This window comes from Ruegeria sp. HKCCA4008, assembly GCF_013033125.1.
Classification (GTDB): domain Bacteria; phylum Pseudomonadota; class Alphaproteobacteria; order Rhodobacterales; family Rhodobacteraceae; genus Ruegeria.
Window position 1 is genome coordinate 105,467 of record NZ_WQDM01000005.1, and the last position, 20,187, is coordinate 125,653.

A 20,187-nucleotide genomic window follows, 5' to 3' on the forward strand; every position below is an offset into this window, starting at 1 on the left:
CGCAGACCCCGGACCTTTTCAGGCCGACGATCGCGCGTCCGGCGATTTCGGTGCTTTAGATCGGATCACAGCTTTCCTGACTGTCACTTTCGGACGGCTCAAGATAGCCTGACTTCCAAAAGGATCGGAGACTCGGTTGGAATCGCTGCTTGTTCTTGTTGGCCTGATAGTTCTGGCCATCCCTGTGACATTGATCGCTCTTTTGGTCGGGCATTCCCGATTGCGTCGCCGGGTAGAGCAGCTGGAAGCGCAAATCGACGCCTTGGCCTCAGGCGATGCGACCGTCCTGCCGCAACCGGAACAGGAAACGCGTGCACCACAACCTGCTGCTGAAGAGAAGCCGCGCAGGCCAGCACCCTGGTTGGCTCCAAAACGGCAGGAAGACAACAGTGCCGACGCTCAGGATGCAGAGGTTTCTTCTCCGGCTGTCGTGTTTCGCCATGACAGGTTTGCGGCTTTGGGCGCGTGGCTGCGCGAGAACTGGTTTTATGTGGTTTCGGCCCTGTCTCTGGCGCTGGCCGGTATTTTCCTCGTGCAATACGGCGTCGAAAACGGTTTGCTGCCGCCGGCGGCCCGTGTCGTCGCTGCCCTGGGTTTCGGCACGGTTCTGATCCTCGGAGGAGAAATCCTGCGCCGCAAATTCGGTGATGACGAAGCGGTGGCAACCGCCTATCTGCCCTCGGTCTTTTCCGGTGCAGGGCTTGTCACTTTGTTCGGGGCGATTCTGTCCGCGCGCCAGCTGTACAACCTGATCGGTGCCGAAACGGCACTGGCAGGGATGGTCGTTGTCGCGCTGGTGGGCCTTGTTCTGGGGTGGTTCCATGGTCCGCTGCTGGCTGCGGTCGGTCTGATCGGTGCCTTCGCGGCGCCTTTCCTGGTCGGAGGCGCGTCCGATGATCCGTCGTGGCTTTACGCGTATTTCCTGCTGGTCGCCGTCTTGGGTCTGGGTATCGACACGGTACGGCGCTGGGCATGGATCTCGGTCCTGACACTGCTCGGGGCCTATGCGGCGAACCTGCTTCTGGTGATGGGCGCGCCGAGTACGGAATCGGGATACCTGATCGCGGCAACGGTGCTGGCGCTTTTGGCAACCGCCATTCCGGTGCGGCGCATTTGGCCAAATCACGCGGGCCCCATGCTGACTGAGATGATCCGACGCCCAAAGGCCCGCCCCTGGCCGGAATTCCCAACTCGACTGGCTGCCGGGGCTATCGCGGCAAGTACGGTGATCCTGTCCTGGCATTGGGCGGACACAGAACTTGAATTCTGGTTGGGCATCAGCCTGTTGTCTGCCCTTGTTCTGGCGCTGCTTCTATGGGCCAAGGATGCACCGGCCCTTCGGGACCTGACCGTCCTGCCTGCGGCTGGATTGGTGGTTTTTGTCGCCTCTCACGGGCTTGAGAATGGCGCGGTTCTGGACAGGTTTGCGGGCACTTACGCGGAAACGGCCGAGGCCGACTATCCGATGGTGGTTACTGTGCTGGTCGCTTTGGGGGGTTTGATGTCGGCCCTGATGGCGTGGCGGTCATTCAAGGTAAGCCAGTATCGCGCCGTCTGGGCCGGAGGAGCCGCGCTTTTTGCACCCGTACTGGCCATCGCGCTGGAAATCGGCTGGCATCCGGCATTGGTGATCGGGGCTTATCCTTGGGCGCTCCACGCGATTGCGCTGGCTGTGTTGATGGTGGTTCTGGCTGAACGCTTTGCCCGCGTCGACGGCGATGACCGGATGCGGGCGGCTCTGGCCACCCTGTCCATGCTGTCGTGTCTGGTCTTTGCCTGCGTCATCGTGCTCAGCTCGGCGGCGCTGACGGTAGCTTTGGTCGCCAGCGTTGTGGTTGCGGCCGCGTTGGACCGCAGGTTCATCCTGCCGCCGATGAGCTGGTTCATCTGGGCCGGTGTCTTTACCGTCACGGTGCGTTTGGTGCTTGATCCCGGACTGGACTGGGCCAATTCCGCTCCGGTGCCTGAGATGGCGATGGTCTATGGCGCGGCCACATTGGGATTTGTCGTGGGCTGGTGGCTTTTGCGTCCGTTGAAGCGCCCACTGGCGGCGCTGCTGCTGGAAAGCGCGGCCTGGGCGACAGCGGGTATCCTGCTGTCCTTGCTGCTGCTGCGTTGGCTCGAAGGCTTCGGCGAGGGCGGCGCCGACAACAGCCATTGGGGCCTGGGTCTGTTGGCCGTCATCTGGCTTTTGCTTGCGTTCGCGCAGGTGCAGAGGTTCGGGCTGGGTGGCAAACTGAACTATCTGCGCTACCTGCTTGCTCTGTTCTTTGCGGGTCACGGCCTTTTCTATCTGTTGCTGGCATTGGCGGACCAGAACCCCTTGTTTGATCCGAATGCCGATCCGGTGCTTGGGCCGCCGGTTTTGAATACGCTGGCCGTTGCCTATCTGTTGCCCGCATTGGCCATCGGCGGATCGGCCTGGAGGATCCGGGAAATGCCGAAACCGATCATGCAAGCAAGCTTTGCCGTTGCAGGGACGTTGGCGGCAGTTTGGTTGGGTTTGACGATCCGTCACGTCTGGCAGGGCGCGGCGGGGATGTATGAAGGCAACGGCGTCACCCAGCCGGAACTGTATACCTACACTTTGGTGCTGCTGCTGATCGGGGCCGCTCTGTTCTATCAATCTCTTGCCCGCCGATCCGACCTGATGCGCAAGGCCGGGCTGGCGGTGATCGGGCTGGCGGTGGCCAAGGTCTTCCTGATCGACATCGCCGGTCTGGGCGGCCTGATCCGGGTGTTTTCACTGTCGGCGCTGGGCCTTGCGCTGGCCGGTCTTGCGTGGCTGAACCGGTGGGCGAAACTGCGCCATTCGCCGCAGCGGGCAGAACCTCTGGACCATTAGGCGCAGGCGTCATATAAGCGCGCCATGCATGACCGGATGGCCATCATTATTCGAATTATATCCCCGGCGCTCTGACCTCCTGAGACGCCGGGCAAAGGTGTTTGAGACTTCGCACCGACCGCTTCGATCCAATAGACGACCAGATCATCCAAAGGACGCCCCAAATGTGCGCCGACACGATCCAGACACCTGACTACAAAGACACGCTGAACCTGCCCAAAACCGATTTCCCCATGCGCGCCGGCCTGCCCAAGCGCGAACCCGCATGGCTGGAACGGTGGGAGACAATCGGTGTCTATGACCGCCTGCGCGAGAAAAAGGGCCGCTCGCCCTTTACCCTGCACGATGGCCCTCCTTATGCAAATGGGCATCTGCATATCGGCCACGCCCTTAACAAGACCATCAAGGACATGATCGTGCGATCCCATCAGATGATGGGCTTTGATGCGCGATACGTCCCGGGCTGGGACTGCCACGGCCTGCCGATCGAATGGAAGATCGAGGAACAGTACCGCAAGAAGGGCAAGAACAAGGACGAGGTGAACATCGTCGATTTCCGTCAGGAATGCCGCAAGTTCGCCGAAGGCTGGATCGACATCCAGCGCGAAGAGTTCAAGCGTCTGGGCATCACCGGAAACTGGGCCGATCCCTACATCACCATGGACTATCACGCCGAGGCGGTGATTGCGGACGAATTCATGAAGTTCCTCATGAACGGCACGCTCTATCAGGGCTCGAAGCCTGTCATGTGGTCGCCCATCGAAAAGACGGCCCTGGCCGAGGCCGAGGTCGAGTATCACGACAAGGAAAGCTTCACCATCTGGGTGAAGTTCAAAGTCGTGAATGCGGGCGATCTTGATGATGCCTATGTGGTGATCTGGACGACGACGCCGTGGACCATGCCGTCGAACAAGGCCGTCGTGTACGGTAAAGACATCTCCTATGGACTCTACGAAGTCACCGGCGCGCCGGAAGAATGCTGGGCCAAGTTAGGCGACAAGTTCCTGTTGGCCGACAACCTGGCCGCCGATGTATTGGGCCGTGCCCGTCTGAACGACGATCAGTGGACCCGTGTACGCGACGTGACCGCCGACGAATTGGAGAGCGTGCAGCTGCTTCACCCGTTGGCCGGGGCCGAAGGCAGCAATGGCGAATGGGACGACATCCGCGATTTCCGCGCCGCTGACTTCGTGACCGATACCGAAGGCACCGGTTTCGTCCACTGCGCGCCCTCGCACGGGATGGAGGAATTCGAGCTGTACCGTGATCTGGGCATGCTGGAACAGGTCATCACCTATAACGTGATGGACGATGGCTCGTTCCGAGCCGATCTGCCGTTCTTTGGCGGCAAATACATCCTGTCCCGCAAGGGCGGCGAGGGTGACGCAAACAAGGCCGTCATCGACAAGCTGGCCGAGGTCGGCGGGCTGCTGGCGCGCGGCAAGATCAAGCACAGCTATCCGCATTCGTGGCGCTCGAAGGCGCCGATCATCTATCGCAACACGCCGCAGTGGTTCGCATCCGTCGACCGCAAACTGGATGACGGTATGGGCGAGATGGGCGACACCATCCGCGAACGTGCCCTGCGGTCGATTGACGAGCTGGTGAAGTGGACGCCGCAGTCCGGCCGCAACCGCCTGTATTCGATGATCGAAGCGCGCCCGGATTGGGTTCTGTCGCGCCAGCGTGCATGGGGTGTGCCGCTGACCTGCTTCACCAAAAAGGGCGCTCTGCCCACCGACGCGGATTACCTGCTGCGCAACGCCGAACTCAACGCCCGCATCAAGGCAGCGTTCGAGAAGGACGGTGCGGATGTTTGGTACACCGACGGCTTCAAGGAAAAGATCCTCGACGGAATCGCCAACCCGGACGACTACGAACAGGTCTTTGACGTGCTGGATGTTTGGTTCGACTCGGGTTCCACCCACGCGTTCGTTCTGCGCGATCGCGAGGACGGGACCGAGGATGGCATTGCCGATGTCTACATGGAAGGCACCGACCAGCACCGCGGCTGGTTCCATTCGTCCATGCTGCAAGCCTGCGGCACCAAGGGCCGCGCGCCCTATCGCAACGTAGTGACCCACGGTTTCACGCTGGACGCCAAAGGCAACAAGATGTCCAAGTCGCTGGGCAACACCATCGTGCCGGAAGAGGTCGTCAAACAATACGGCGCCGATATCCTGCGCCTGTGGGTGGCGCAGACCGACTACACCGCCGATCAGCGGATCGGGCCGGAGATTCTGAAAGGCACCGCCGACAGCTATCGTCGCCTGCGTAATACCATGCGGTTCATGCTGGGTTCGCTGGCGGACTTCACCGAAGCTGACCGGGTGGACCCTGCGGATATGCCGCGTCTGGAACGCTGGGTGCTGAGCCGTCTGGCGGAGCTGGATGAGCAGGTCCGCAAGGGCTATGCTGCGTTCGACTTCCAGGGTGTATTCAGCGCAGTGTTCAACTTTGCGACAGTTGACCTGTCTTCTTTCTATTTCGACGTCCGCAAGGATGCGCTGTACTGCGACGGCGACAACCTGCGTCGCCGCGCCGCGCGCACTGTTCTGGATATCCTGTTCCACCGTCTGACCACCTGGCTGGCCCCGGTTCTGGTCTTCACCATGGAAGAGGTCTGGCTGGAGCGGTTCCCGGGCGACGACAGTTCGGTCCATCTGGTGGACTTTCCGGACACACCCGCCGATTGGCGCGATGCCGAGCTTGAGGCCAACATGGCCAAGGTGCGTCGTGTGCGCCGGGCCGTGACTGCCGCGCTGGAGGTTCAGCGTCAGGACAAAGTGATCGGCTCCAGCCTCGAGGCGGCACCGATCGTGCATGTCGAGGATGGCGATACCCGCGATCTGCTGGCCACGTTCGACGTGGACGACATGTGCATCACCTCGGGCCTGACCGTGACCGGCGATCCCGCCCCGGCCGAGGCGTTCCGTGTGCCGGAAATCGAAGGCGTTGCCGTCGTATTCGAAAAAGCAGAAGGCGAGAAATGTCAGCGTTGCTGGAAAATCCTGCCTGATGTGGGCCGCCACACCCATGCGGGCGTCTGCGGGCGCTGCAATGAGGCGCTGGGATAAATCAACGCGCCCCCCGAATTCAGTCGGGGGGCATTTTGGGCTATGTCTGCACAGATTGCGGTGTTGGATTGAACAGATCAAAGCCAATGGCAGGATCTGACAGTGCTTTCCAAACCTGATAGTCCGTAAAGTAACCGGTGTGCCCGCCAGGATCGACCGGGATGTTTCGATTTGCAAAAATGAGCCCACCCTCGATCTCGGTTCCGACAAAATCGTCCTGCCGGAAGATGTTGAACCACGCGGCGTTCAACTGACTGGCCGTGATGGTGAACATCTCGGGAAAATAGCGCTGATAGATATGGGTGACCGGAGAGCCCATCGTGATGAGTGTCAGGGTCCGCCCGCCGATGCGTCTCTGGACGCGTGGGTCAGCAAGCATCTGCGTGGCAATCACGGTGCCCTGCGAATGGGATATCACCGTAATATGATCCGCTGGAAAGATATCGAGAACATAGTACAACGTGCGATAGAAACGTTCGTCTATCGCCTTGCGATCCGGATAGTTGCGTTGTCGCGTTTCCAGATCTTTTCCCAGATAGCATTTGTCACGAATGGCGTAGGTAACGATATCCCGTGCAACGCCCAGCCCGGCGGAAACAAAATCAGAAAACCGGTACATCAACGCAGTTGCGCCAAGAACGATCAGGCCGATCTCGCCTTGCGAACAGGCCAACCTGTCCAAAGCCCAAGAGATCGGGTTGGTTTCACCTATGCCCACGTTGCATGCGGCCTCAAAACTCTGGTTGGCTGCGATCTCTCGGATCGTGACCAGAACCAGCACGATTGTACCAAACAGAAAGACCCACTGCGCCAGCCGGTTTACAATCGCCCGGCTGATCAGACCGCTGCGGGTGTGAAGGTTGGCCTTGTACGTTTTGCGACCTGCAAAAAGCCCGACGCCAACGAACCCCAACAGAACGATGGCCACAAAGGCCACGCTGAGAGTTTCGATGGACTCGTTCAAATTGCTTTCAAAAAGACGTTGCAGCTGACCGCCGGACAGGCCCGAAACAGTTTCCAGCAATTGCTCTATGGTCAACCAGAGGCCGGAAATGAAGAACATCCAGAAAACCAGCATGCCTGCACAGATGCTGGGGTACAGCCGCCTGTGCTCTGAAAGTGTGTCATTGATCTGCAGCGTCCAGGCGGACAACGCGTAAAGAATGAGTGTCAGGAAGATAAGAGTGGCCCAGAAAATGGACAGCAGAAAAACCTGAAACGCCACGAATTGCTCCAGGGCCGGCGGGCAATTTCCCGTGTCGGAAGGGACGCATGCCCACAATTTCAGGCCCAGCGGCCCAATGACCAGGCACAGAGTCAGTGCTGTTCCCATTGCGAGCATTCCACGCCAGAAGACCCGCCTGAGATAGGTCGGCGCCGATCGGCTTTGCCCTAGCCCGACAATGGCCCCGCCGGCGTACAGCACGAACAGAAGCCAGAACAACAGGGCAGGGTTCTGGAAAACCGAGACAGGTATCCGGTCGGTCATGACCGCTGCGGCACCAATCAACAAAAAGACGTTCAGCGTCGCAACCGCACCGAAGAAGATCCATGTGAAAAGATGTACCAGCTGTGCCGCAAGTGTATTCCTGCCATTGGGCTGGTCCGAGGCAACGCCTTTGCGGATGTGGGTTTGCTCGACATTGTCCATCGCCAGATATCCCAACGCCAGAACGACCCAAATCAGGTCCAGCACGGTTTTGATCGCTCCTTTCGGGGCCGGAGAGCGATCAGCCCAATAAACTTCGGCAAACAGGGCCTTGTCCTGAGGAACAGCCGGGTCAGTCACCGTGCGCAGATTGACTTCGAACAGCTCTGCATTTCTTGGATTTCCGTCGAAGGTGGATTCGGCCAGTTCGATCATGCCGCGTTCGACTTCGATCGGTGGTCTGGGGTTTCCATCCAGCCAAGTTGTTGCTGCGCCAACGACCTGATCGACGGTTTCGCCGGGTTTTTGTTCACCGATTCCATGTACCGTGAGGATCAAATGGCGACCCATTGCGTTCTCCAAAATCTCTTTAAGTAACGGCAGGAGCGTATCACGAATGGCGCCAATGCCCAAAAATGACGTTTTGCGTGGTCTTGCACATTCCCGCGCTTGTGCTTGGCGCTTTGATCTGAAACCGTCGGTCCATGGCGATGATTTCCGTTGAAACTCAGTTCGGACGACTTGGTGTTGAAGAAACAGACGGAGCCCTTACACGGCTTGTCTGGAACGGCAGGGACGAGGGTGAGCCGACTACGCTGCTGCGCGAAGCCGCCGCCCAGTTGAGGGCCTATGATCAAGGGCGGCTTGACCGTTTCGATCTGCCGTATCGCATTGACGGATCAGAGTTTCAAAAGCAGGTCTGTGACCTGATCTATGCCATCCCGCTTGGAGAAACGCGCACCTATGGCGATATCGCCAAAGAACTGGGGCAACCCGCCCAGCCGGTTGGCCAAGCCTGCGGATCAAACCCCATTCCCGTGATCATTCCCTGCCACCGGGTACTGGCCGCAAATGGCTTGGGCGGTTTTTCGGGCGACGGTGGTGTTGAGACGAAAGTTTCCCTGTTGCGGCATGAGCGGGCGGCAGGTCTTTTGATCTGAGCGTCGAAATTCGGTTGCAATCCGCTTTTTGCAGACACAACTTGTAACAGTTGCTGAATTTGAAGGACCGCATTGCATGACCACTGAACAAGACCGTGCAGCCCGCAAGAAGGCCATTATCGACCGGTTGATGTCGCTTGAAGCGCAAGAGCTTGCAACGGCGCAGGCGCATTACGATGCGTTTTTGAAAGATGCCCAGTTGGACGACCGGGAAGGTCACGACAAGGATGACATCGCCGCATCGCGGGAAAACGCCGATCTGGCGGCTGCCTTTGATGCCCCGGTCCATGCGCATCATGCAAAGATTGATGTCATCGAAAATACCGATTTCAGCCTTGCCGACAGGGTCAGGCCAGGAGCTGTGATCAAGTTCAACAACCGCAGATTTGTTGTGTGTGTTTCAACAACGCGGTTCGAAGTGGATGGCAAGACCTATATGGGTATTTCAACCCAAAGCCCGATATATCTGGCGATGGCAGGTCTGCAAAAGGGCGACGTCTTTACCCATAACGGCACCGAATTCGAGGTTCAGGACGTTCTGTAAAACGGGACGGGCAGCGCTGCGTCAGGCGCGGCGCTGCGGAACAACCTGTTGGGCGATGCCTGCGAAGGTCAGGTACAGGCTGGTGATGACCAGCCCCCAATGGGCCCAGCTTTCGGGGTGAAAATCGACCCATGCGGCCCAACCCGCGAAGAACGTCCATGCCAGCGCCATCGGCAAAGTCAGGCTGCGCCAGCGCTCGGTACGGACGGGATGAACGAATTTCAGCGGTAGAAACATGGCCAGCGACAGCAGGGTGACCAGCAGCAGGATGATCCAGAAATTCGGTTCCAGCGCGAAGATCACGATCACGAACATGTTCCAGCACCCAGGAAAACCGGAAAAGGAATTGTCCTTGGTCTTCATGCGTGTATCCGCGAAATACATCGCACTGGCAAATGTGATGACGATGATCGCGAACCATCCGGTCCAGCCGTCCATCAGCCCCGATTTGAACAGGGCAAAGGCCGGGATGAACACATAGGTCAGGTAATCTATGATCAGATCCAGCAGAACGCCGTCGAACTCGGGCGCGTTGTGCTTGACGTGATAATGTCGCGCCAGCGGGCCATCGATACCGTCTACAATGAAAGACACGACAAGCCAAAGATACATAAGGCTCCATTTCTCTTCGACCGCGGCCAGCATGGCCAGCATGGCAAAAACAGCGCCTGTTGCAGTAAAGAGATGAACGGAAAGAGCTTTGAATCTGAGTGTCATGCGAGCGTCATGACTGATGCGCGTCCGAGATGCAAACCAAAAGCCTGGGTTTCTAAGTAATGCGCAAGTCAGGCTTTGGGATGCGCGTGGTTGTAAACCTCCATCAACCTCGCTGTGTCCACTGCCGTATAGGCCTGCGTCGTCGACAAGGAGGCGTGGCCAAGAAGTTCTTGGATGGCACGCAGGTCGCCTCCGGCTGACAGCAGGTGGGTGGCGAAGCTGTGCCGCATCGCGTGGGGCGTTGCGGTAGAGGGCAGGCCCAGTTGCATACGCGCCTTGGCCATAACCCCTTGGATTGCACGTGGGTTCAATGGCCCGCCACGGACGCCTCGAAACAGGGCTTTGTCCTGTGCTTGTGGATGGGGGCACAACTTCAGGTATCCGTCGACCGCTTCGCGGGCGGCAGGAAGAACCGGCACGATCCGCTCTTTGTCGCCTTTGCCGACGATGCGCAGCGTGGCGGGCAAGGGCGCGTCCGCTCCGGTCAGGGACAGCGCCTCGGATATGCGCAGGCCGCATCCGTACAGCAGCGTCACAACCGCGACGTCGCGCGCCGCGACCCAGTCGGATGTGGATTGCAGTTCCACCATATCGATCATGGCGCGGGCTGCATCTTCGGCCAGTGGCCGGGGCAGTTTCTTGGTGAATTTCGGCGCGCGGGTGGACAGAACGGCGGTGGGCTCGAACCCCTCACGCTCTGCCAGCCAACGGTAGAAGCTTTTGACCGCCGACAGTTTGCGCGCCAAAGACCGCGCGCTGACGTCCGCGCCGCGCTGATCCGCCATCCAGGCGCGCATATCCGACACTGTGATCCGTTCCAGCGCCTTCAGGCCATGCCGTTCGGCGTGATGCAGGGTCATGAACGTCAGAAACTCGACGACATCGCCACGATAGGCGTTTAGCGTATTCTCGGATCGTCCGGCCAGTGCGCTCAGGCTGTCCAGCCAATGCTGAAGCGCGTCGCGGCAGGCAGGCGAGATCAGGCTCACGACAACCAGTGGCGCATCGAGCGTTCGAACACGCCGGCAAAAAAGGCCAGAAGATCGGTGCCCAGCTGCGGTGTGAAATGCCGCGGGTCGCGGGCGGCCATGACTATCATGCCAGGCAGACGACCGGCCCCGAGGTCCAGCTTCAGGCAGGCCTCGGAACGAAGCTGATCGGCCTGTGACCCGAAAATACGCCGACTCGGCTGATGGATTTCCCGCAAGATCACATCCCGCGCAGGACCGCCGCGATCAATGGTCAGGTACCGGTCGATGAAACCGGGTTCCGCGATCGTCAGGACCCCGCCCAACGTGTCGATTGCGGGATCGTTCTGAACCACGGTTGTTTCCAGAACCAGCGTAACGCTGTCGACGCGCAGGATGTCCGCCACATCGGCACCCAGCGTGCGCAGGAAATCTTCGAACTCGACAGGTTCCAGCAATCGCAGAATGGCGCGGTGGACCTGATTGGTGCCCGCGAGGTTTTCATAGGCCGCAGCAATGACGGAACGGTGGGTGTCTTCCAGCCGATCCAGTCGCGCCTCGAGCCGTTGCATCGCAATGCCGCGCAGGTCAATCACGTTGTCGCCGCGCGCTTGCTCGTTGGCTGCGACAAGCGCCTGCATCAGGTCTTTGTCGTCCAGCACGACATCCGGCTCGGCCAGAATCGCCGCGCGGAGGTTATCCTCGAGTTTGGGGGTGCTGCTCATGTCCCGTCCGGTTTTTTTTGTTGTCGCGGCTTATAACATGCCGGACCGGATTTGCCTTGGAAAAAATGCACGCAAGGGTGGATTTCCTTGCATGCTGTGGCAAGGGGTTCCCGCCCGCCATGCCTGATCACAGATCAGGCATTTGGCCGTTGGGCCGGGCGCGGCGCCTTTCGGCACCGCGCGGTCGGGTCTGAGATCAGAGGATCTTCTGACCGGTTTTAGCCCAGTCCGCGAGGAAGGTTTCCAGGCCTTTGTCCGTCAAGGGATGGTCGGCCAGTTTCTTGATCACGGCAGGCGGTGCGGTGATCACATCGGCCCCGATGCGGGCGCTGTCGGTCACGTGGTTGACGGTACGGATCGATGCGGCAAGGATTTCGGTCTCGAACCCGTAGTTGTCATAGACCTGACGGATGTCTGCGATCAGGTCCATGCCGTCGAGGTTGATATCGTCAAGGCGTCCGATGAAGGGCGAGATGAAGGTTGCACCTGCTTTGGCGGCCAGAATCGCTTGGTTGGTCGAGAAGCACAGGGTCACGTTGACCATCTGGCCTTCGTCAGTCAGCGTCTTGCAGGTTTTCAATCCCGCCCATGTCAGTGGCACTTTTACGGCGATGTTGGGCGCGATCTTGGCCAGTTTGCGGCCTTCGGCGATCATGTCGTCAGCTTCGGTGGCGACAACCTCGGCCGATACCGGGCCATCGACCAGATCACATATCTCTTTGGTCACTTCCAGAATGTCGCGACCTGATTTCAGGATCAGCGAAGGGTTGGTGGTTACGCCGTCCACCATGCCCAGATCGTTCAGTTCGGCAATGGCGTCGATCTCGGCGGTGTCTACGAAGAATTTCATGAGGGCAGTCCTTTGATGGGTTGGCCTTGGTCGCGGATGGCTTTACCTCAAAGAGACCCCTGCTGGAACCCCCTGCGAAGGATATGCCGTGAGCGCTAACGGATTTTTCGACCAAGGAGAGCTGGTTGCGGTGCTTACAACGCAGCCGCTGGACCGGACGCTGGATTACAAGGCGCCCGAAGGTGGGTGCGTTCTGGGCGCTTTTGTCGAGGTTCCTTTGGGCCCGCGCAAGGTGCTGGGAGTGGTTTGGGGGCCGGGGCAGGGCGGCTTTGACCTGAGCAAAGCGCGCTCGGTGATCCGGGTTCTTGACGTTGCACCGATGCGTGAAGAGATGCGGGTGTTTCTGGAAAAGGTCGCCGATTACACTCTGACACCCATGCCCGCGATGCTGCGTCTGGCCACGCGGGCACCGGGCTTGGGTGATCCGCCCTCGATGCGCAAGGTCTATCGGTTGGGTGAAGGTCAACCAGACCGAATGACCGATGCCCGGGCCCGGGTTCTGGAGGTATTGCGCGACTACGGCGGGCTGGCTTTTACCTTGAAGGAACTCGCCGAGCAGGCGGGTGTAACGTCGTCTGTCGTCAAAGGGTTGGTCCAACAAGGCGCCGTGCGCGAAGAGGACAGCCCGCGCGACCTGCCTTATCCTCATCTTGATCCGGACCTTCCCGGGAAAGACCTGACAGCGGATCAGGCAGCGGCGGTCGAACGGCTTCAGGCCGGGCAGCGGACCGGCGATTACGGCACCACGCTGCTGAAAGGCGTTACCGGTTCCGGTAAGACCGAGGTCTATTTGGAGGCTGTGGCCGAGGCGCTGCGCATGGGACGGCAGGCCTTGGTTCTGCTGCCCGAGATTGCCCTGACCGCAGAATTTCTGACCCGGGTCGAGGCCCGGTTCGGTGCGCGTCCGGCGGAATGGCATTCCGGTGCAACCATGACGGAACGGCGGCGGGTCTGGCGGATGGTCGGGCAGGGCAACGCGCAACTGGTCGTGGGCGCCCGGTCGGCGCTGTTTCTGCCATTTCGAGACCTGGGGCTTGTGGTCGTCGATGAAGAACACGACACGTCCTACAAACAGGAAGACGGCGTGCACTACAGCGCACGCGACATGGCGGTTCTACGCTCGGCGATCTGTGGTGCGCGGGTGATTCTGGCCAGTGCGACACCTTCGCTGGAAAGTTGGGCCAATGCCGAGGCCGGCAAATATGAACGGCTCGACCTGACCTCGCGCTTCGGAGCGGCGGTATTGCCCGAGATGAAGCCCATCGACATGCGGGCCGAACAGATGACGCCCGGAACGTGGGTTTCTCCGTCTTTGCGGCAAGCGGTGCAGCAGCGGATTGAAAAAGGTGAACAATCGCTGTTGTTCATCAACCGCCGTGGCTATGCGCCGGTCACGTTGTGCCGGGCCTGCGGTGAGCAGATCGCCTGTGATCAGTGCGACGCACGCATGGTCGAGCATCGGTTTCTCAAGCGATTGATGTGCCACCAATGCGGCGAAACCAAGCCGATGCCCGAAGCCTGCCCCTCTTGCGGCGTGGAAGGCAAGCTGGCCCCGGTCGGGCCGGGGATTGAGCGGTTGGCGGAAGAAGCCGAGGCGACCTTCCCAGAGGCAAACATCGCGATGCTGAGCTCTGATTTGTTCGGTTCGGCGCGGGCCTTGAAAGCCAAGATTGAAGAGATCGCCGCCGGGGATGCCGACATTATCATCGGTACGCAGCTGGTGGCCAAGGGCCACAACTTTCCCAAACTCACTCTGGTCGGTGTGATTGATGCTGATCTGTCATTGCACGGCGCGGACCTGCGCGCGGCTGAGCGTACGTTTCAATTGATGCGGCAGGTGGCCGGGCGCGCGGGGCGGGCGGACAAGCCGGGGCAGGCGCTTTTGCAGACCTTTCAACCGGAACACCCGGTGATCCGGGCCATCCTGTCGGGTGATGAGGAAGGGTTCTGGAAAGCCGAGGCAGCGGGTCGGCAGGCGGCAGGCGTACCGCCCTATGGTCGCATGGCCGGGATCGTGTTGTCGGGCCCCGAGGTCGGGCCGGTGTTCGATATCGGCAATGCAATGGCCCGCAACGACGCGCCCCTGCGCGCCATCGGTGCTCAGGTCTTTGGCCCCGCGCCGGCACCCATTGCGCGTATACGCGGCCGTCACAGAGTGCGCTTGTTGGTGAAAGCCCCGAAAGGGGCGCCGATTCAAGATGCCATCGCCCGCTGGATCGCCCCATTGCGTCTGAAGGGCGATATCCGCCTGACCGTCGATATCGACCCACAGAATTTTTACTGACCTCTGCATCTGTGCAGGGTGATTGTGCGCAGACCGCTTCCCTCTCGCCAAAGCTGCGAAATGGGCGTAGAGGGGTCTCATGCTGAAACCCATGCCACTTACCGAGGCGCAGAGCCTGCCGTTCTGGCGCCGCCCCATCACGCTGTTGTTCATGATGGCGCTGACCATGCCCATTGCGTTCAACGCATGGAGCGCGCTGCTGAACAACTTTGTTATTGAGGTGGCGAATTTTGATGGCGCGGATATCGGTCTGCTGCATACGGTGCGCGAGATTCCGGGGTTTCTGGCGGTTGGCGTGATTGCCGTCATCATTTTCATTCGCGAGCAGGTGCTGGCGATGATCTCGCTGATGATGCTTGGTGTCGCAACGGCGGTGACCGCGTGGTTCCCCAGCCTGGGCGGGTTGCTGTTTGTGACCTTGTTTAGCTCGATCGGGTTCCATTACTACGAGACCGTGAACCAGTCGCTTCAATTGCAGTGGCTGCCCAAGGATCGTGCTCCGCAGGTGCTGGGATGGCTGGTTGCGATGGGATCGGCGGCGACCATGGTGGTGTATGGGCTGATCGTACTGACCTGGGATCGCTTTGATCTGTCCTACAACTTTGTATTCATGGCGTCGGGTGGAGTTACGGCTGCGCTGGCCCTGTTCTGTCTGTTTGCCTATCCGCAATTCGATGCGCCCACGCCGCAGACCAAGAAACTGATCCTGCGTCGCCGGTATTGGCTGTATTATGCATTGCAGTTCATGGCAGGCGCGCGGCGGCAGATATTTGTCGTCTTTGCCGGGTTCATGATGGTCGAGAAATTCGGCTTTGAAGTGCATGAGCTCACCAGCCTTTATCTGATCAATCTGATGATCAACATGATGGCCGCCCCATTGCTGGGAAAGGCGGTGGCAAAGTTCGGTGAGCGGCGCACGCTGATATTTGAATATACCGGTCTGGCCATCGTGTTCGCAGCCTATGGCGGCATCTATTGGTTCGGCTGGGGTGTTCTGCTTGCGGCAATCCTTTATGTGATCGACCACGTGCTGTTTGCGCTGGCTTTGGCATTGAAAACCTATTTCCAGAAAATCGCCGACCCTGCTGATATCGCGCCGACCGCTGCGGTGGCCTTTACGATCAATCATATTGCGGCGGTGTTTTTGCCCGCTTTGCTTGGCCTGCTTTGGGTCGTGTCGCCAGGCGCTGTGTTTGGCCTGGCCGCGGCGATGGCGATCGTTTCGCTGCTGTTGTCCCTGTTGATCCCGCGTCACCCCGAGCCCGGCAACGAGACCATCCTGACCAAATACGCTCCGGCCCCTGCGGAATAGGCCTCAGCGCTTGACCTTGACGGCGCGGCGTCCTAGGCGCGGTGTCAATCGAGACAGGAGGCCCCAATGCCCACATTCACCGCACTGACGACGCTGACAGGTAAGAAGGCCGCCGAAGGTCTGGGCGAGGCGATGGAACGTCTAGAGCCAGAGCCAACCGGCGTTGGTGTGTTCGAAGTCGAAGACGGATCCGGCCTGTGGGAGGTCGGCGGATATTTCACCGAAGCCCCCGACGAGACCGCACTGGCGGTTCTGTCAGCGGCGTTCGAGGCCAAACCGTTTGTTGTTTCAGAACTGCCGGAAACCGACTGGGTTGCGCATGTCCGGCGCGAGCTTGCGCCCGTCGAGGCGGGCCGTTTCTTCGTCTATGGAAGCCATGATGCCGACAAGCTGCCCGAGGGCCGCATCCCTTTGCTGATCGAGGCCGCAATGGCCTTTGGCACCGGCCACCATGGTACGACTTTGGGGTGCCTCAAGGCTTTTGACAGATTGCTGGATGAAGGGTTCACCGCGACGAAAGTGGCGGATATCGGCTGCGGCACCGCCGTTCTGGCCATGGCCGCAGCCCGGGTTTGGGACGGCGACATCATTGCCAGCGACATTGATGAAGTGGCCGTTGACGTGGCCGAAGCCAACCTCAAGGCGAACGGGATGTCCGGTGCCGTGCGGTGCGTGGAGGCCGCAGGTTTCGACCACCCCGATCTCAGAGCGCACGCGCCCTACGACCTGATCTTTGCCAATATTCTCAAAGGTCCTCTGGTCGCCCTCTCACCGGAAATCGCGGCGAATCTGCGTCCCGGAGGGTATGCAATCCTGTCGGGGATCCTCAACGAACAGGCCGATGATGTGGTGTCCGTTTATTCTCAAAATGAGTTCAATCTTGCCCATAGAGGTGAGATTGGTGAATGGACGACCCTAATCTTAATGAAACAGGGCGCAAACTAGGCCATTTGCAGGAGTTTTGTGGAATTTTGCCACGTTTTTGTCGTAATCTCTTTCTACCGTTTTCTGACTGAAGTCGAGGGGGGCGGTTTTTGGAGGCTGCCATGACGGGTAAACAACTGGAGTTCACTCAGCGCGTTAATCGCCTGAACAAAAAACATCAAAAGATGAGCCGTGGCTATCGCGCGACGATGCGCAAGGATGGCCTGGTCGTCATGAAGCCGCAGCGGGTAAGCTCGGCAGTGCCGGCCAGGGTGTTGTTGCTTACGCTTCTGAGTGTTGTGGCGTTCAAGGCGTTTCTTTTGTCCAGCCTTGGCCCGACCGGATACCAATATCGGATCGACAGTTTGAACGAAGGCACATCGGTCGAAAAAGCAGGTGCTTGGGTGATGCAGATCGACCCGGTGTCGCAGGCGATTGCCGTGCAACTCAACAAGATTTTATACTGAATCTCAGTTCTGAGTCAGTTTTCGAAAAAAACACCGCGTGCCCGGGGCGCGCGGTGTTTCTGTTTGCCCCTCTAGGGAGGAGGAAGGGGCGTATGCGAGTGGTGGTCGGTATTACCGACGACCTTGGGCGATGGCGTCGATGTCGCCACGGCACAGGCCGATATCTTCCAGTTCACGATCGCTTAGACCGGTCAGCGCGTTGCGGGTAACGCGGGCGTCATTCCATTCGACGGCGGCGTTCACGGCCGATACGAAAAATGCGCCGATACGGCCAACGAGGCCGAACGAGCCAGTGGAGGCGAAGCGGGTGGTGTCCAGTGCAGCCATATCCTGTTTCCTTCTGGTTGGTGTTCATTTTGCAGTCTTGCGATCTGCCCGGCATCTAGTGCCGCCAAATCGCCTGCACAAGTTCAGTTTTTGCATGTGTCCTATGCGTTTCCTGCAATGCTCCAAAAGGCTATAATCCCCTTAAATAATTGGTGAAAACGCGTTCACAAAAGTGTCGAATTCAGACTTTCTCAAGTCGCAAATGGCGCGTTGCGTCGCCCATGGGACAGGGGTGTCGTTTTCAGGCCTTGGGTCAATTCACTTGGAAAATGTTCACGCTTCGTGCTAGGCGTTGAAAAAAGATCACAGAACCCGAGCAGGCCGAGGCAAAACATGCGAATTCTGGGCATTGATCCGGGGCTTAGAACCCTGGGGTGGGGCGTCATCGAATCAAATGGCAGCCGCCTGAGCCACGTGGCCAACGGTTTGTGCAAGTCGGATGGGGATGATCTGGGTGAGCGGCTGTTGTCTCTCCACAACCAGATTGTCGAAGTCATCGCCGATCACCAACCGGACCAGGCAGCCATCGAACAGACCTTTGTGAACAAGGATGGCGCAGGTACGCTCAAACTGGGTCAGGCGCGGGGCGTGGCCTTGCTGACGCTGGCACAGGCCGGATTGCCGGTGGGGGAATACGCCCCGAACCGGGTCAAGAAAACGGTCGTGGGTGTCGGGCACGCGGAAAAGGAGCAGGTGCTGCACATGGTCAAACTGCAATTGCCCGGATGTCAGCCCAAGGGCGCGGATGCAGCAGATGCTCTGGCGATTGCAATTTGCCATGCCTATTACGGCAAGACCCAACAGGCGCGTGTGAAAGAGGTGCGGGCATGATCGGAAAACTCACCGGAAGGCTGGACTATCGCGCAGCAGATCACGTGCTGATCGATGTCCGGGGTGTGGGATACATCGTCTATTGCTCTGACCGGACCATGGCTGCACTGCCGGGTGTAGGCGAGGCGGTTTCGATCTATACGGACATGGTCGTGCGCGAAGACCTGATGCAGCTTTATGGCTTTCTTTCGCTGGTCGAGAAGGAATGGCATCGCCTTTTGTGCTCGGTTCAGGGGGTCGGAGCGAAAGTCTCTCTGGCGATCCTCAGCGCGCTGGGGCCGGACGGTGTCAGCCGCGCAATCGCACTGGGAGATTGGGCGGCGGTCAAGGCGGCGAAAGGTGTAGGCCCGAAAACGGCGCAGCGGATCGTTCTGGACCTCAAGGACAAGGCGCCGGGCGTGATGGCCATGGGTGGCACGGTGATTGATGCGATGGATGGCCCTTCGATCGAAGTTGTAGAGCCTGTCGAGGCAGCACCTGCTCCGAAGCGGACGCCAAAACCAGCCTCTGGGGCCGCTGCGGCATCAGCGGGTGCGCTGTCTGCCTTGTCCAATCTGGGTTATGGGCCGTCGGATGCAGCAGCCGCGGTTGCCGAGGCGGCCGCCAACAACCCGGATGCAGACGAAGCGGGTTTGATCCGTGCCGCCCTGCAATTGCTGGCTCCGAAAGGCTGAATGAATGGTAGACGCTGATCCCACCGTGCGCCCCGATCCATTGCCCGAGGACAACGACCGCGCATTGCGCCCGCAGGGCTTGGATGAGTTCATCGGTCAGGCCGAGGCACGCGCCAATCTGCGCATCTTCATCCAATCCGCCCGCCAGCGGGGCGAGGCGATGGATCACACGTTGTTCCATGGCCCTCCGGGGTTGGGCAAGACGACGCTGGCGCAGATCATGGCGCGTGAACTGGGGGTGAATTTTCGCATGACGTCCGGGCCGGTTCTGGCGAAAGCGGGCGATCTGGCTGCGATCCTGACCAATCTCGAAGCGCGGGATGTCTTGTTCATCGACGAAATCCACCGCCTGAACCCGGCGGTGGAAGAGGTGCTTTACCCCGCGATGGAGGATTTCGAGCTTGATCTGGTGATCGGCGAGGGGCCCGCCGCGCGAACCGTACGGATCGAATTGCAACCCTTCACGCTTGTTGGGGCCACGACGCGCATGGGTTTGCTGACCACACCTTTGCGCGACCGGTTTGGTATTCCGACCCGGTTGCAGTTCTACACCGTGGACGAATTGCATGAGATCGTCACCCGAAACGCGCGGAAACTCGGCGCTCCGGCAGATGATGAGGGCGCACGCGAGATTGCGCGCAGGTCACGCGGAACACCGCGCATCGCCGGACGTCTGCTGCGCCGGGTGGTGGATTTCGCCATTGTCGAAGGAGATGGGCGGATCACCCGCGAACTGGCTGACGGAGCCTTGACGCGGCTGGGTGTGGACCATTTGGGGCTGGATGGTGCGGACCGCCGGTATCTGAAACTGATCGCCGAGAATTACGGTGGTGGTCCTGTCGGGATCGAAACGATGTCAGCCGCCCTGTCTGAAAGCCGGGACTCGCTGGAAGAAGTGATCGAGCCCTTTCTGTTGCAGCAGGGGTTGATCCAGCGAACACCGCGTGGGCGGATGTTGGCGCAAAAGGCTTGGACGCATCTGGGCATGGCTGCACCCAAACGGCAAAGCGATCTGTTCGGTTGAAGCTTGCGCTTGGAAATTTTATGCCTTCG

General features: G+C 59.6%; 17 protein-coding genes. 11 read left to right on the forward strand and 6 right to left on the reverse strand.

Features of this window, described 5'->3' with window-relative positions; all coding sequences use genetic code 11:
* Positions 1 to 136 precede the first annotated feature (136 nt).
* Positions 137 to 2,845 (forward strand): DUF2339 domain-containing protein, encoded by a 2,709-nt coding sequence (locus GOW60_RS12700; RefSeq protein WP_171229574.1) that lies wholly within the window; start codon positions 137 to 139, stop codon positions 2,843 to 2,845.
* 164 nt (positions 2,846 to 3,009) lie between these two features.
* Positions 3,010 to 5,922 carry an isoleucine--tRNA ligase gene (gene ileS, locus GOW60_RS12705; RefSeq protein ID WP_171229575.1) on the forward strand — a complete coding sequence of 971 codons (2,913 nt, stop codon included), beginning with the start codon at positions 3,010 to 3,012 and terminating at the stop codon, positions 5,920 to 5,922.
* A 40-nt stretch (positions 5,923 to 5,962) separates the two neighbouring features.
* Here the strand turns inward: ileS and GOW60_RS12710 are convergent, their stop codons facing one another.
* Positions 5,963 to 7,921 carry a hypothetical protein gene (locus GOW60_RS12710; RefSeq protein WP_171229576.1) on the reverse strand — a complete coding sequence of 653 codons (1,959 nt, stop codon included), beginning with the start codon at positions 7,919 to 7,921 and terminating at the stop codon, positions 5,963 to 5,965.
* A 134-nt stretch (positions 7,922 to 8,055) separates the two neighbouring features.
* Here GOW60_RS12710 and GOW60_RS12715 point away from each other — a divergent pair, with 134 nt between their 5' ends.
* Positions 8,056 to 8,511 (forward strand): methylated-DNA--[protein]-cysteine S-methyltransferase, encoded by a 456-nt coding sequence (locus GOW60_RS12715; RefSeq protein ID WP_171229577.1) that lies wholly within the window; start codon positions 8,056 to 8,058, stop codon positions 8,509 to 8,511.
* Positions 8,512 to 8,587: 76 nt separating this feature from the next.
* Positions 8,588 to 9,055, forward strand: a complete 468-nt coding sequence (locus GOW60_RS12720) for a hypothetical protein (protein WP_171229578.1) — start codon at positions 8,588 to 8,590, stop codon at positions 9,053 to 9,055.
* A 21-nt stretch (positions 9,056 to 9,076) separates the two neighbouring features.
* Here the strand turns inward: GOW60_RS12720 and GOW60_RS12725 are convergent, their stop codons facing one another.
* From GOW60_RS12725 to fsa, 4 genes are all read right to left on the reverse strand, one after another.
* On the reverse strand, positions 9,077 to 9,772 hold the full coding sequence (locus GOW60_RS12725; RefSeq protein WP_152457212.1) for a phosphatidylcholine/phosphatidylserine synthase: 696 nt from the start codon (positions 9,770 to 9,772) through the stop codon (positions 9,077 to 9,079).
* A 68-nt stretch (positions 9,773 to 9,840) separates the two neighbouring features.
* On the reverse strand, positions 9,841 to 10,761 hold the full coding sequence (locus tag GOW60_RS12730; protein WP_171229579.1) for a tyrosine recombinase XerC: 921 nt from the start codon (positions 10,759 to 10,761) through the stop codon (positions 9,841 to 9,843).
* Positions 10,758 to 11,465 carry a DUF484 family protein gene (locus tag GOW60_RS12735; protein ID WP_152457214.1) on the reverse strand — a complete coding sequence of 236 codons (708 nt, stop codon included), beginning with the start codon at positions 11,463 to 11,465 and terminating at the stop codon, positions 10,758 to 10,760. Before GOW60_RS12735 ends, GOW60_RS12730 begins: the two co-directional genes overlap by 4 nt.
* 196 nt (positions 11,466 to 11,661) lie before the next feature.
* Complete coding sequence (fsa, locus tag GOW60_RS12740) at positions 11,662 to 12,315, reverse strand: fructose-6-phosphate aldolase (RefSeq protein ID WP_170613342.1); 654 nt, start codon at positions 12,313 to 12,315, stop codon at positions 11,662 to 11,664.
* Between the two features lie 88 nt (positions 12,316 to 12,403).
* Between fsa and GOW60_RS12745 the strand changes: the two genes are divergently transcribed.
* The 4 genes from GOW60_RS12745 (at position 12,404) to GOW60_RS12760 (ending at position 17,302) form a co-directional block, all read left to right on the forward strand.
* Positions 12,404 to 14,599: a primosomal protein N' gene (locus GOW60_RS12745; RefSeq protein WP_171229580.1), complete on the forward strand. Its 2,196-nt coding sequence runs from the start codon at positions 12,404 to 12,406 to the stop codon at positions 14,597 to 14,599.
* Positions 14,600 to 14,678: 79 nt separating this feature from the next.
* On the forward strand, positions 14,679 to 15,911 hold the full coding sequence (locus GOW60_RS12750; RefSeq protein ID WP_152457217.1) for an MFS transporter: 1,233 nt from the start codon (positions 14,679 to 14,681) through the stop codon (positions 15,909 to 15,911).
* 66 nt (positions 15,912 to 15,977) lie between these two features.
* A complete protein-coding gene (locus tag GOW60_RS12755; protein ID WP_171229581.1) occupies positions 15,978 to 16,856 on the forward strand; it encodes a 50S ribosomal protein L11 methyltransferase in 879 nt (292 codons plus the stop codon).
* A gap of 89 nt (positions 16,857 to 16,945) precedes the next feature.
* The gene (locus GOW60_RS12760; RefSeq protein ID WP_224857539.1) at positions 16,946 to 17,302 is read left to right on the forward strand and encodes a hypothetical protein; all 357 of its coding nucleotides are present in this window, start codon (positions 16,946 to 16,948) and stop codon (positions 17,300 to 17,302) included.
* A 111-nt stretch (positions 17,303 to 17,413) separates the two neighbouring features.
* Here the strand turns inward: GOW60_RS12760 and GOW60_RS12765 are convergent, their stop codons facing one another.
* On the reverse strand, positions 17,414 to 17,629 hold the full coding sequence (locus tag GOW60_RS12765; RefSeq protein ID WP_170344966.1) for a DUF1127 domain-containing protein: 216 nt from the start codon (positions 17,627 to 17,629) through the stop codon (positions 17,414 to 17,416).
* A 333-nt stretch (positions 17,630 to 17,962) separates the two neighbouring features.
* On the opposite strand from GOW60_RS12765, the gene ruvC reads away from it, so the two are divergent.
* The 3 genes from ruvC to ruvB are packed head-to-tail and all read left to right on the forward strand — an operon-like array spanning position 17,963 to position 20,158.
* Positions 17,963 to 18,460 carry a crossover junction endodeoxyribonuclease RuvC gene (ruvC, locus tag GOW60_RS12770; protein WP_171117483.1) on the forward strand — a complete coding sequence of 166 codons (498 nt, stop codon included), beginning with the start codon at positions 17,963 to 17,965 and terminating at the stop codon, positions 18,458 to 18,460.
* Positions 18,457 to 19,134, forward strand: a complete 678-nt coding sequence (ruvA, locus tag GOW60_RS12775) for a Holliday junction branch migration protein RuvA (RefSeq protein ID WP_171229582.1) — start codon at positions 18,457 to 18,459, stop codon at positions 19,132 to 19,134. The genes ruvC and ruvA overlap by 4 nt, the downstream gene beginning before the upstream one ends.
* A 4-nt stretch (positions 19,135 to 19,138) precedes the next feature.
* Positions 19,139 to 20,158 carry a Holliday junction branch migration DNA helicase RuvB gene (ruvB, locus tag GOW60_RS12780; RefSeq protein ID WP_171229583.1) on the forward strand — a complete coding sequence of 340 codons (1,020 nt, stop codon included), beginning with the start codon at positions 19,139 to 19,141 and terminating at the stop codon, positions 20,156 to 20,158.
* The last annotated feature ends 29 nt before the right edge of the window (positions 20,159 to 20,187 follow it).

Coding starts and splice junctions, on each gene's coding strand:
- GOW60_RS12725 (WP_152457212.1), bottom strand. CDS start 9,772: ATGACACTCAGATTCAAAGCTCTTTCCGTTCATCTCTTTACTGCAACA.
- GOW60_RS12750 (WP_152457217.1), top strand. CDS start 14,679: ATGCTGAAACCCATGCCACTTACCGAGGCGCAGAGCCTGCCGTTCTGG.
- ruvC (WP_171117483.1), top strand. CDS start 17,963: ATGCGAATTCTGGGCATTGATCCGGGGCTTAGAACCCTGGGGTGGGGC.
- ruvA (WP_171229582.1), top strand. CDS start 18,457: ATGATCGGAAAACTCACCGGAAGGCTGGACTATCGCGCAGCAGATCAC.
- GOW60_RS12720 (WP_171229578.1), top strand. CDS start 8,588: ATGACCACTGAACAAGACCGTGCAGCCCGCAAGAAGGCCATTATCGAC.
- GOW60_RS12765 (WP_170344966.1), bottom strand. CDS start 17,629: ATGGCTGCACTGGACACCACCCGCTTCGCCTCCACTGGCTCGTTCGGC.
- GOW60_RS12735 (WP_152457214.1), bottom strand. CDS start 11,465: ATGAGCAGCACCCCCAAACTCGAGGATAACCTCCGCGCGGCGATTCTG.
- fsa (WP_170613342.1), bottom strand. CDS start 12,315: ATGAAATTCTTCGTAGACACCGCCGAGATCGACGCCATTGCCGAACTG.
- GOW60_RS12710 (WP_171229576.1), bottom strand. CDS start 7,921: ATGGGTCGCCATTTGATCCTCACGGTACATGGAATCGGTGAACAAAAA.
- GOW60_RS12715 (WP_171229577.1), top strand. CDS start 8,056: ATGGCGATGATTTCCGTTGAAACTCAGTTCGGACGACTTGGTGTTGAA.
- ruvB (WP_171229583.1), top strand. CDS start 19,139: ATGGTAGACGCTGATCCCACCGTGCGCCCCGATCCATTGCCCGAGGAC.
- GOW60_RS12755 (WP_171229581.1), top strand. CDS start 15,978: ATGCCCACATTCACCGCACTGACGACGCTGACAGGTAAGAAGGCCGCC.
- ileS (WP_171229575.1), top strand. CDS start 3,010: ATGTGCGCCGACACGATCCAGACACCTGACTACAAAGACACGCTGAAC.